The following is a 14,198-nucleotide window of genomic DNA, read 5'->3' as shown; positions in this document are numbered from 1 at the left end:
ATGCCGTCTGGTATTTTAAATTATTACTATAAATACAAGACGACATCCGCTTTTACTATTCCAAAATTAATATAATAGAGATCAACGCATATTTAAGATTATAAATTCTGACCTTCTATTTAAATCATGTTCTTCTTCAGTACATTGGACTCCATTACTACATCCATTTAACAACCTAGATTCCCCGTAACCAATAGCACTTTCTATACGTGAAGCGTCTATTCCTTGAGAAACGATATAATCTCTAGTTGATTTTGCTCGTTTATCTGAAAGTTGCATATTGTAAGCGTCTCTACCTCTAGAATCTGTATGTGATTCTATTTTAATAACCATATTAGGATACTCATTCATAATATTCACAACCTTATCTAATTCTATTGTTGCTTTAGAAGTAATATCCCATTTATCAAAATCAAAATAAATAAGTCCAATCTTAATTTTTAAGTTCCCTCCCTCTTCTACAATCAAGTTATGCTTTATTTCTAAAGGTATTTCATTAACAAAGCTATTTTCTTTGGTCGTCAAGAATAATACTTCATCTCCTGTATAATCGTCTTTAGAGACGGTTACTTTATAATTCTCCTCACAAATAAGCGGTGTTTCAAAACTATATAAACCAGCTGCATCAGAAAGGGTACTATCTAATACCTTTTCATTTAAATACAATTTGACAACAGCATTAGCTTCTGGCATGCCATCCTCTTTATTAGTAACAGTTCCTCTTACCAACTGATCACATTTCTGACTTCTTTGAAAAGAATAAATATCATCATCTCCAGCACCTCCAGGTCTATTTGAAGACACATAACCACGTTGTGTATTTTCGTCTACTATGTATGCAAAATCGTCTAGATTACTGTTTAAAGGACGTCCTAAATTTGTAGGCTTAGAAAAATTATCTCCTTCAATTTTAGCTTCAAAAACATCAAGACCTCCGTATCCTAAAAGCCCATCCGTGGCAAAGTAAATTTTAGTATCGGTTACAAAAGGAAACATTTCTCTTCCGCTGGTATTAATCTGTGACCCGAGATTTCTAGGTGTTGAAAAGGTTCCATCAGAAAGAATATCTACAACAAAAATATCTGAACCTCCGAGAGTTCCAGGCATATCTGATGTGAAATATAATTTTTTACCATCTGGACTAATACAAGGATGCCCAACTGAATATTCATCACTACTAAAAGGCAACTCTTCTATCTCCTTCCAACTGTTATTTTTAGAAACTGCTCGGTAGATTTTTAAGTTATTTGTTCCTTGAGCATCTCTTTTAAGTCCATCTTTCAGGTAATTATTTCTAGTAAAATAAATAGTATCGAAGCCTCTAGTAAAGGCTGCACCAGCTTCATGATACTTACTATTTATAGATTTTGAAAACGATTTTACATTGGTTAAATCTGTTCCTCCAACCATGGTATCAGCAATAAAAAGATTTAAAAATGGCTGATCATTCCAGTGATATTTTCTTGTAGTTACAACACTAGAATCTCTTGTGGAAGCAAAAACCACATGATTACCATAAAATACAGCTCCAAAGTCTGACAAGGAAGAATTTGATGAAAGATGTGTTACATAAAATTCAGGTTGTAAATTTCTTAAAGCATCGATCCGCTTATCGTTATCTTCTAATTGCTCTACATTGAATGTAGAATCGTTAAGCTTCTCAGTATATATCTTCATAACTCCTTTTGCAAGCAGGTAATCTCCTGTTCCCTCGAGGGATTGGATGTATCTAAATGCATAAACTGGCTCTAGATCATTTTCATATTTAGAAAATAACTCCCCATACCATTTAGCTGCATTTTCCATATCGGAATTAAAAAAATAAGAATCTCCTAAGCGCATTAAAGTCTCTTTAGAAGTGTCTCCATGCTTTACTGCACTTTCATATTGCAGCGCTGCTTTTTTGTACCACAATCGGTCAAAATTCTTATCAGAAGCTCTATTTTTGGTTTGTGCATATGAAACTACACTAACCAAAGTAAAAAACACTATATATATATTCTTCATGTACTTCATATCTAAAAGAATCTCGGTGATTTTAATTTTTCTTTATCTGATTTAAATTCAAAGCGAACAAAAACTTCATGAGTTCCAGAGCTATAGTTTTTTAAGTTTGTAGTTGTCATATCATATGAATATCCTAAACCAATAGCGTCTGTTATTTGAAGTCCTAGAAGTCCACTAAACGAATCTCCCCAACGGTATGCAGCTCCTAAACTAAATCTTTCATAAAATAAGAAATTAGCTGAAAAATCTGCAATTACTGGAGCAGCAGGAACATATTTAACCATAAATGCAGGTTTGAATTTCACATTATGGCTAAGGTCAAAAATACGCCCTCCAATAAAATAATAATGCATTCTTTCTGCTCCAATCTCTTCTTCAACATCATCATAATGATCTTCAGAAAAGAAGTTCGGAATTGATAATCCTAAATATCCTTTTGAAGTATGGTAATAGATTCCAGCTCCAATAGTTGGGTAAAACTTATTGATATCCCCTTGAAAAGCTATATCAGGATTTTGATAAATTCCTTTGCTAAAATCAGCGTCAAAGAAACGTCCTCCCGCCTTTAATCCAAATGATAAACGTTCATCTTGATTGTTTAAACGAACGGTATACGAAAAGTTAGCATCGATATATAATTCGTTTGTTGGGCCTAAGGCGTCATTCACAATATTAAGCCCTAAACCAACATTTTTTCCAACAGGAGTATCTATTCCAAAAACCTGTGTTTCTGGAGAACCTTCTAATCCTACCCATTGCGATCTGTACAAACCTATAATAGACATATGTCCACGAGAACCTGTATAACCAGGGTTTACACTCATTGTATTATACATATATTGTGTGTATTGTGGATACTGTTGGGCAAAAGAAATCCCGCTACAGATAAAAGCGACCACAAATACTATATTTTTAAAATTACTTTTCATTCTAATGCTTCTTTTTATGTTTGGCATTGATACGTTCATTTTATCTGTTAAGGTATAACCATCCTGATTTAGGTTCAGATCCATCTTTAAGATCCAACACATAATAATAAGTTCCTATAGGCAATACTTTGTCGGTAGATTTACCGTCTGTTGTACCATCCCAATCATTATTATATCCATCTTCAGCATGAACTAAACTTCCCCAACGGTTGTAAACTTCCAACCTATTATTTGGATACTGACTAATACAATCAATATAGAAGTAATCATTTGTACCGTCTCCATTTGGAGAAAATTCATTGTAAATAGTTAAACAATTTGGTGTAACAGTTGCTTCTGCTGTATCGTTATCTGGATTTATATCCAACTGATCTAAATAAGCTAAGGAAACCACATTTACATAATCGTTAACATCTAAAACAGTAGCTGTGATCTCTAATGTAGCATTTGCATTTCCTGCTAAAGAAGTTATTGTCCAAATTCCTGTACGCTCGTCATAAGTACCCGCAGAGGCTATTGCATTCACAAAATTATATCCGCTAGGTAATACATCTTCTATACCGATATTAGTAGCTTCAGTTGCACTTAAATTTGTTACTGTCATGGTAAATACAACATCGTTTCCTATAGTAGGTTGCGTATCATTTACAGTTTTTTCTAATCCTAAATCTACACTCAATGCACTTACAATTACACTTGCTTCGTCATCATCTTCAATCCCATCATTTAAATCATCTTCTGTTTCATCTGTGTTCGGATCACTATCAGGATCTTCAGTATCACTTGCTGTAATTAGCGCCCAATTTGTAAAGTCTTCAATATTTCCTGTAGGCTCATTTACCGTTACATTTATACTTAACACTTCGGTATTTCCATCAATAAGCTTCGTATTTAACTTCCAAATACCTGTAGTTTCGTTATAAGTTCCCGCAGTTGCAAAAGAGCTTACATATGTAAATCCTGCAGGTAATATATCTGTTACTTCCACGCCACTAGCATCACTTTCTCCATTATTTGTCACCTGAATTACAAACTGTATTTGCTCTCCAACATTCGGCATAGCATTATCAACTTCTTTAGTTAGTGATAAATCTGCTAATCCGATAGCGAATGGACTTACAGACGATTGATCATCTTCTGACTCAACTCCATTGTTTGGAGTAGAATCTGGATCGTAAGTATCTAATGCTATTAATTCTGCTGTATTTGTATAACGTCCACTTCCTAAAACTTGAGCCACGATGGTTAGCGTTTGAATATCTTTATTTGGCATCACTCCGATATCCCAACCTCCTGTAGCTTGATCATAAGTTCCAGTTGATTGCGTAGAACTAACATAAGTATATCCAGAAGGCAATAGATCTTTAACTACAACGCCCGTAGCGGTACTTGGACCATCATTAAGTACATTAATGGTAAAAGTAATCTCATCTCCAACAGATGGTTCTGTAGAGCTTACTTCTTTTAATACGCTAATGTCTGTAGTTACTCGTGCTAAAATTTGCGCTTGATCTTGGTCATTTTCATCAGGATCATTATTTCCAGGAGTAGAATTAATATCCTCTTCATTAGCTGCACTTACTTCTGCAATATTTAAGTATTCTCCTTCTAAAACCTCAACAGTAATAGTAAGAATTGTTTCACTACCGCTAGCAAGGTCTCCAACACTCCATATTCCTGTTGTATTATCATATAATCCATTGCTATTATCTGAAACGTATAAATATCCATCTGGAAGCAGATCTAATACTTCTATTCCGCTTGCATTGCTAGGCCCAGCATTTTCGAGTGTAATAGTAAACACTATTTCCTCTCCTGTACTTGGCACCAATTTACTTACCGTTTTAGTTAGAGCAAGATCTATTTGCGGTATTGGAGTAACTAATACCTCAGCATAATCATCTTCTGTAACAACTCCATTATTTGGTGTAGAATCTGGATCTTTATTTGCAGAAGCTGTAATTTCTGCAGTATTTAGATATTCGTCTGTTACTGCTGAAGAAGGATTTACCCGTGCGATAATCGTCAAAGTTTCTGAATCTCCGCTGAGTAATAATCCGTTTAATGTCCATATTCCTGTTGATGAATCATAAGAACCATAACTTGAAGAACTTGTTTCATAAGTAAATCCAGCAGGTAAAATATCTGTCACTTCAATGCCTCTAGCAACCCCAGGACCATCATTTGATACTGTAATTCCAAATTGAATCAACTCACCGACTTTAGGGGTTGCATTCCCTACCGTTTTTGTAAGCGATAAATCTGCGGCTACAACAGGTGTAACATCCACAGTTGAAATATCATCTGGACCAATTCCATCGTTTGGAGTAGAATCTGGGTCATTTGTATCCGAAGCAATAAGTTCTGCTGTATTAGTATAATTTCCTGCTGCTCTAACTCTCGCTTCCATTGTCATTGTAGCCGTTGCCCCATTTGCAAGATCTCCAATATTCCATACGCCCGTAGTTTCATCATAAGTACCGTCGGAAGTTGTTGCTTCCACAAAACCTAATCCAGATGGTAATACATCTTCTACAATAATCCCTGTAGCATCACTAATATAAGTTCCGTTATTAGGATTGTTATAAACTGATACCGTAAAGGTTATTACCTCTCCAATACTAGGCGTTTCATTATCAACTATTTTTTCTACTTCTATATCTGAAGGAGTACGAGGTATAATTTGTTTTTCAGCATAATCATCTTCTGAATCGATTCCGTTATTTGGAGTAGAATCTATATCATTCTGATCGGCAGCTGTTACTTCAGTAGTATTTATATAAGTTCCTGAAGTATTTACCGTAACATTCAACTTTAAGAAAACAGTTTCATCTACGCCTAGGGCTGAAACATTCCATATTCCAGTTCCTTCATCATAGCTACCAGTTCCTGAATAAGAAACGAATGTAACTCCTGATGGAAGCATATCTGTTACTTCAATATTAGTAGCCTCATTTGGCCCATCATTGGTTAATATTAATGTATAATAAATTCTTTCTCCAACATTAGGAAGCAATTTACTTACTTGTTTATCTAAATTAAGGTCTATTAACAAATTAGGGGTTACTATAGCTGTATCATAATCATCTCCCGCTCCATCATTTGGTGTAGAAGTAGGATCCACTTGATCGGAAGCTGTTACTTCTGCCTCATTTAAATAAGTGCCAGAAGAGTTTACACGAGCTACTAATTCTAATGTTTCTTGTGCTCCAACAGGTATTTCTGTGCTTAAACTCCACAATCCTGTAGTTTCATCATAACTTCCTTCTGAAACTATCGCACCAACAAATGTATATCCATCAGGTAATAAATCTGTAACCGTTACCCCTGTAGCGCTTGATGGCCCGTTATTGGTTAATACAAGTTCAAAATTCACTAATTTTCCAACATCTTGAGTTGGGTTATTCACTGATTTATTCAATGTTAGATCAGCTTCGAAAACTGGAGTTACTATTACTGTATCGTAATCGTCTTCTGCTGGATCGTTATTTGAAGGTGTAGAATCAAAATCCAACTGATCTTGTCCTGTTACCTGGGCTGTATTTACATAAGACCCCGTTTGTTCTACAGTAGCAGTAATCGTTAAAGTCTCTGTCGTACCCAATGGTAAATCCCCAACACTCCATGCTCCAGAATTAGGCACATAATTACCAACAGTTACAGTATGACTAACATATGCAAAGCCTGGCTGATTTAATTTATCGGTTACAATTACTCCTGTTGCATCTTGAGGTCCATCGTTTGTAACATCAATAGTAAAAGTTATATTATCTCCAACAGAAGGAGTTAAATTATCTACTGTTTTTTCTACTGAAAGATCTACTTGCGTAGGATTAGGAGTTACTTGCAATTCATCATAATCATCTTCAGAATCATCACCGTTATTTGGTGTAGAATCAACATCATCTTCATTTGCACTAAACACTTCTGCACTATTGAAATAGTCTTCTAATGGAATTGGTTGTGTATCATCATACAATAAAACTTTTGCTGTAATTTCTATCGCTGATGTAGCTCCAGCTGCTGCTAAAGAGCCTACTGTCCAAATTCCAGTAGCTTCATCATAATTACCTCCACTATTATCTGATACATATTCTAATCCATCTGCTAATAAATCTTTAACAGTTACATCTGTAGCCTCACTTAAACCATCATTGGTAACCGTTACAGTAAATATTACTTCATCTCCAATATTTGGAGTCGAATTATTAACTGTTTTAGTCAATGAAAGGTCTATGGAAGGAATTGGTGTTACTTCTACTTCTGCTTCATCATCATCTGCAATACCATCTACTAAATCATCAACATCAAAACTAACAGAAACATCAGAATCAGAATCTGGATTAGCCGACGCTATAATCTCTGCTCGATTTAAATAATCTCCAGTTGATAAAACAGTTGCTCTAATTTGTAAATTATCTACTTCTCCAACACCTAACGGACTCGCTAAAGCCCAATCCCCTGTATTTTGATCATAAGTTCCTTCCGTAGCAGTAAAACTAACAAACGCATATCCGGTAGGCAATAAGTCATTTATTACAACCCCTGATGTGCTATTTGGGCCTTCATTGGTTACCGTAATTGAGAAAGTTACATCTTCACCAACAACTTGCTCCGATAAATCTACTGTTTTTGTAAGGTTTAAATCTGAAACCAATGTAGCACTTAAATCAACTTCATCTTGATCATCTTCACTCGGAATATTATTATCTGGAGAAGAATCTACATCAGTCTCATTAACTTCCAAAAGTTCTGCTATATTGGTATAATCTCCCGCAACATTATTGTTCACTGTAGTTGTGATTGTTAATGTTTCTGATGCACCTGCTGCAAGATTTCCAACATCCCAATCACCTGGAGGGCCAACGGTATAAGTCCCTACTGATTCTGTATGAGAAACATATGTTAGATTAGTTCCCATACGATCTTCAACTTTAACTCCCGTAGCATTTCCTGGTCCATTATTTGCAACAGTAATTGTAAATACAACGGTACTACCATTTACCACCGTTTGAACATCTGACACTTTAGTTACTTCAATATCAACTAAATTTTGTGGAACTGTATTCGCTATGGCCTGATCATCTTCATTTATAATATTATTATTTGGTGTAGAATCTGGATCGTACTGATCGCTTGCAGTAACTTGAGCTGTATTTGTATAGGCTAGTATAGATCCATCACCTTCTATAACCGTTGCTGTATAAGTTAATGAAACAGTATTTCCATTAGCAATGGATAAATTATTCCATGTTGCAGTATTCCCACTAGCAAAACCACCATTATTTACAGTTTGTAATGTATATCCAGATGGAAGAATGTCTACTACATTAACGCCTGTAGCATCATTTGGCCCATCATTTGTTACCTCTACAGTAAATGTTACTACATCACTTAATACTGGAGTTAGATCATTCACCACTTTTGTAAGACTTAAATCTGCAACTTCTGGAGTAACTACTGCATTATCTTCATCATCTTCACTCTGGTCACCATCATCATTATCAGGAGTACTATCACTATCCGCTTGATCCATTTCTGTAATCTGCGCTATATTTAAATACTCATCTGTTGTTCCTTCTGGCGCTTGAACTTCAGCAGTAAAAGAAGATGTTAAAGATGCTCCAGCAGGAATGCTAAAGCCTGTCCATCTAATTGTATTTCCTATTTTTAATCCGCTATTATTTATGGTTATAATTTTATATCCACTTGGAACATAATCTTCTACTGTAATATTTGTAGCATCTGTAGTTGTACTTTCATTTGTTACCGTCAATGTAAAAACAACTATATCTCCTACATTTGGAGTAGTGTTATCTACTGTTTTTGATAATGAAAGGTCTGTGTAGGAAATTGGAACCGTAAGTGATACTTCATCATCATCTGCAATTCCATCATTTAAATCATCCTCATCAAATCCTGTCTCTGGATCACTATCTGGATCCTCATTACTTGAAGCAGTAATTTGAGCTATATTTGTATAATCTGTTCCTGTACTATTTGGAATTGCTTTATAAAGTAAGCTGCTTGTAAAACCACTATTTAAAGAGATATCATCCCAAACAATAGTATTATCTCCAGCATTATAAACTCCATTATTGGAAGCACTTCCGCTAACAAAAGTATATCCGCTAGGAATTGAATCTAGCACAGAGATATTAGAAGCACTTCCTGGTCCGTTATTCACTAAATTTAAACGAAAAGTTACTTCTTCACCTACATTAGCTTCTGTTTTATTTGCTGATTTTGTAAGTTCCAAATCCGCAGGTTCCACTACAACTAATGCAGTTGCTTCATCATCATCTGCAACTCCATCATTTAAGTCATCTACTGAAAAACCTGTGTCTGGATCACTATCTGGATCTTTTTGATCTGAAGCAGAAATTAAAACCTTATTTTCATAATCTCCAGTTTTATTAACTGTAGCTTCAAATGTTAGGTCCATTGTTTCTCCTAAACCAATAGAAAGTCCTTCCCATCTTACTACCGAGTTTCCTGAGTAATAGATTCCTCCATCAGAAATAGAATTATTTACAATAGTATATCCATCAGGAAGAAGATCACTAACAGCTACATTTGTAGCATCTGATGTTCCTGTAACATCATTATTAAATACCTCTATCGTGAAAGTAATTACATCTCCTGGCGATACAATTTCTGGAGTTACACTTTTAGAACTCGCTGTTTTTGATATTTCTAAATCTGCACTTCCAATAACTTCTATCTTAACGAAATCTGTAGAATCTTCACAAGAACCATTGGTGATAGTCCAAACAAAAACATACGTACCTTTCGATATATCATTAACAGAAGTAGATGGATTATTAGCATTTGTAAAAATTGCATCCGTAGGCCCGCTAATTTGCGTCCATGTACCCTCTCCTACAGTTGGTGTATTCCCAGCTAAAACTAAAGGTGTAAACTCTGCTATTGTTTGATTAGGACCAGCTTCTGCTTCTGTAGGGCTTCCATATACAGTAACTAAAACTGTATCACTATCTGTACAGCCTCCTTTTTCTGTAGTCCACATAAATTCATAATCCCCACTTACAAGTCCTAAAACATTTGTGTTTGGATTATTAACATCAGCAATATTCGGTGTATTTGGCCCACTAACTAACGACCATGTACCTACAGTTAAATCTCCATCTGGAAAATCTTCCGCATCTAAAGTAACTGGTGTTGTTGTAGCTGGAGCTATTAAACATATTTCTTGATCTACTCCTGCATCTGCCACATATGGTGGTTCATCTGTAAAAGTAATAGCTACAGTATCTTCTGTTGGCGCACAACTTGTATCTGTTCCGAAAGGACCTGTAGAAACTGTCCATTTTAATGTATAAGTCCCTAAAGCAGTAATATTAGATATTGTTGTAGTTGGTGAATTTGGACTATCAATAATAGCATCTCCATTGGAAGGATCTACATCAAATGTCCATTCTCCCACACCTGCCGTTGGAGCTGTTGCAGCCATTTGTGCTGATAAAACACATGCATTATCTTGGTTAGGACCTGCTTCAGCTTGAGATGGTGGCTGAAGAACAGTTAATCGAAGAACATCCGATTCTGTTGTACAATTCCCAACACTAAAATTCCATTCTAAAATATAAAACCCAGGAACATCTAATCCTGTAATTGTTGTAGTTGCTGAACTAGGATCTGTAATTGTTGCACTTCCGCCATCAGGCTGATCTGCAATTCTCCACTCGGGAGTTACTCCAGATGGTGGTGTATTTCCACTTAAAGAATACGTATTTGTTGGCACTAAATCCGCTTGACAAACAACGGCATCATCTCCCGCTATTGGTTGATATTCTGGAAGTCCGCTATTAGTAATTGTCACCTGATCTGTAGTAATACATCCTGGTGTGTCTGTAGTAAATTCAAATACATAATCTACTCCAGGAACGATTTCTACGTTTGCTATATTGCTATTATTTGGAATTTGAGAAATAACAGCATCTGCCCCTGTTGAAGATATTTGAGACCATGTTCCAGTAGAACCTTCTTCTGCCTCTAGTAATACACTAGTTGCATTACATAAGCTTTGATCGGATCCTGCATTTGCTGGAGTTCCAATACGAACTTCAACATCATCCGTACTTGCATCACAATTAGGGTCTCCTTTTATAGACCAAGTAAATGTATAAATACCAGTAAGAAGTCCAGTTACTGTTGTATTAGGGTCATTAGGATCTGTAATTGTTGGAGTTACTCCAGAAGATGAAGTACTCGTCCAAGTTCCCGTTTCTGTATCTGCATCAAAATCATTAGCAGCTAATGTTATTGAATTACCTCCATTACAAACTGTTTGATCAGGACCAGCAACAGCAGTTGTAGGTGGTAATCCTACATTTATAGTTACTTGATCTGAAGCTGTCGAACATTCCCCAGCGGATACCGTCCATTCAAAAACATAAGATCCTGAATATGTAAAATTAATATCTGTTGTTGGACTCGTTTCATCAACAATGGTAAATCCTCCAGGTCCAATAACTTGTGTCCACATTCCAGTGGCACTTGTTGCTTGAGCAGCCATAGTAAAAGTATCTGAACACCCTGTCTGATCTGGCCCAGCATCTGCCTCCGATTCTGTATCAACTACAATTAAAACATCGTCTGAAGTTATTTCGCAAGAATTTGGAGAATCAATGGACCACGTGAATGTATAAGAACCATCTCCTGGAACAGTTACAGATGTTGTAGGATCATTTACGTCCGAAATAACAGGACCTGCAGGAGTAACCGTCCAAGTTCCTGTTTCTAATAATTTTGGTGAATTCCCTTCTAAAGAAAATTCCGTTGTGCCTTCTGCATAACATCTATCCTCTCCAGCTTCTGCTGGTGTAGGAGCTTCAGAATCAGAAGTTATAATTGCAACTTCGTCTACACTGGTTGTTGTACAGCTTCCACTTTCGCTAGTTATTAACCACTGAATAGTATAGGTTTGATTTTTTTCATCAAAACCAGTTGCCTTAGTATTTGGATCATTTTCATCTTCGAAAGCTACTGTCATCGGAGCTCCATCATCTACTTGTGACCATGTTCCTTTTTGACCATCTTTCGGCTCATTACCTGCTAAAAACACACTTCCATCTGCACATATTCCAGATTGATCTGGACCCGCATCAGAATCATCTGTTAGGACATCATCAGAAACTACCACTAACACATCTGATTGTGTATTTTCTTCTGAAACACAAGCACCTCCTATTGCAGTAACCATATATCTAAATACATAATTACCAGGAACCAATCCTGATACTCCTGTTACCCTTGCATATGGGTTGTCTATACTTGCTTGATTAGGTCCCGTAATTTGTGTCCACAAAGATTTTCCAGATTCTATTTCGTTTCCTGTAAGCTCTGTGGTTGTATTTCCACATTCTAAGACTTGATTCGTTCCCCCATTCGCTGGAGTCGGAGATTTAGAAATCGTTATATTAATACTAGTACTAGAAATATCACATTCTGATAAAATATCTCCCGTAATTTTTCTTCTTAAAACTACATTATAAGTTCCAGATCTGTCAAAAGTTAGTGTTAATGGAGATTCATCTGAAAAAGTTTGATAATCTGTAGGATAAGTAAAAGCTCCAATTGGTCCGCTTACAATACTATATTCATTAACACCACTTCCTGTTACTACAAATGGAATATCTATACTCTCTTCTCCACATGCACCAATAATATCTGCTCCTCCATTTGCTTCAATTGATAAATTATTATCATTATAACTTACTGTAACAGTTCTTGATGTTGAACACCCTGTATCTTCATTAATAATTGAATATCTAAACTTATAAGTATTATCGTAAGACAAACCACTAACAATTGTAGTCGGACTGTATGGATCAGATATTGCAGCAGATGGACCACTTGTTTGTGTCCACTCTACTGTTTCTCCCGCAAATTCTGGCTGATTCCCAACCAAAGTTGTTTGTGTAACTCCCTGATCACAAAACACTTGATCGCCATTGGTTACAGAAGCTTTCGTAACGTCTTGAGTCGCTTCTTGCACTGTTATCTCTACTGTATCTGAACCCGTTACACAAGGGCCACTTACTGTCCATCTAAAAACATAAGTCCCTTCATATAAACCATTAACTTCAGTGTCATTGTCATTAGGACTAACAATATTAGGTTGTCTGGGACCACTTACAAAGCTCCATGTTCCTTGCTGCCCTCCTAGTCCATTTCCCGCAAAACTACCATCCAAATTAGTAGATTGCGAGACTGTATAGCAGCTATTAAGATTTTGATCCTCACCAGCATCAACAGGATCAACACCGCCATAATTGGTAATCGTTATTTCATCATAAGTTTCACAATATAATCCAGGAGCATACTCTGGACCAGTTATTGTCCATCTTAGCGTGGTAGTCCCCGCATTTCCCTCAGATAAATCAATCGTAGAATTACTAGAACTAGGTGTATTAATTGTAACACCAGCACTATTACTCCCTACAATACTCCATGTACCAACTTCTCCTGTGTAGGAAGGTGTGTTACCAGATATTAAAACACTCCCAGAGCTATCTGGACAAGTTTCAATATCACTACCAGCATCTGCTATCGTAATATTTTCTACAGTTATAGTAACATCTTGAGATACAGTAACCCCATCGCTACATTCTCCTGTATACTGAAAAGTATACTCATTTCCTCCAACAAGTCCGGTAATCTCAGTTTCTGCATTTTCACTATCAACAATTGTCACCGATGGCCCTCCTGTTTGTGTCCAAACTGCTTGAGGACTACCTGGGAAATTTCCGGCAAAAGAACCAGAAAGATTATAGGTAGTAACATCACCACAAATGGTTTCATCGATTCCTGCATTAACACTACAATCCTGAGCATTTGCAGTAAATACACACAAAACAATGAAAAATAAAACACATAATTCGTTTTTAAATTTAAAACGATTACTATACGGTTTATTGAACTTAGAAAATAAGAGCAAAAAAGAAGAGTAATATTTAACCATGTAAATAATATTGATCTGTTAGTTTGAACACTGAAAATTAAATAGATAGCTGTTAAAATAAAAAAAAATAACTTTTAAAAACAAAAGAAATTATTTTAAAATACTACTATCTAGAAAATTATCGTTGATAAATTAGTTTCTATTTATTAAAAAATATGTTCAGGGGAAGGGGAACACTAACGTAGTATAAAATTATATAATTTTAACATGTTATTATAATTTAAATCGACTTTTTATTTGTTTCTCATACCTATATTTGGAAAAAATCAACGATT

The 14,198-nt window shown here is 35.7% G+C and carries 3 protein-coding genes; all 3 read right to left on the bottom strand.

Annotated elements, in window-relative coordinates; translation table 11 throughout:
* Positions 1–81 precede the first annotated feature (81 nt).
* From ACN0TY_RS08015 to ACN0TY_RS08005, 3 genes are read right to left on the bottom strand one after another with little or no spacing between them, the layout of a single operon-like run.
* Entirely contained in the window at positions 82–2,007 is a 1,926-nt protein-coding gene (locus tag ACN0TY_RS08015; protein ID WP_417444050.1) for an OmpA family protein, read from the bottom strand.
* A gap of 11 nt (positions 2,008–2,018) precedes the next feature.
* On the bottom strand, positions 2,019–2,936 hold the full coding sequence (locus tag ACN0TY_RS08010; RefSeq protein WP_236959754.1) for a type IX secretion system membrane protein PorP/SprF: 918 nt from the start codon (positions 2,934–2,936) through the stop codon (positions 2,019–2,021).
* A 40-nt stretch (positions 2,937–2,976) separates the two neighbouring features.
* Complete coding sequence (locus ACN0TY_RS08005; protein ID WP_417444049.1) at positions 2,977–13,815, bottom strand: PKD domain-containing protein; 10,839 nt, start codon at positions 13,813–13,815, stop codon at positions 2,977–2,979.
* Between the last annotated feature and the right edge of the window lie 383 nt (positions 13,816–14,198).

This window comes from Joostella sp. (genome assembly GCF_048266025.1).
In the GTDB taxonomy this organism is placed as follows: domain Bacteria; phylum Bacteroidota; class Bacteroidia; order Flavobacteriales; family Flavobacteriaceae; genus Galbibacter; species Galbibacter atrarenae.
This window is presented reverse-complemented; position numbering and strand designations above follow the sequence as displayed.

Excerpts from the sequence above, each read along its gene's own strand:
- ACN0TY_RS08010 (WP_236959754.1), bottom strand. The coding sequence starts at position 2,936 with ATGAAAAGTAATTTTAAAAATATAGTATTTGTGGTCGCTTTTATCTGT.
- ACN0TY_RS08015 (WP_417444050.1), bottom strand. The coding sequence starts at position 2,007 with ATGAAGAATATATATATAGTGTTTTTTACTTTGGTTAGTGTAGTTTCA.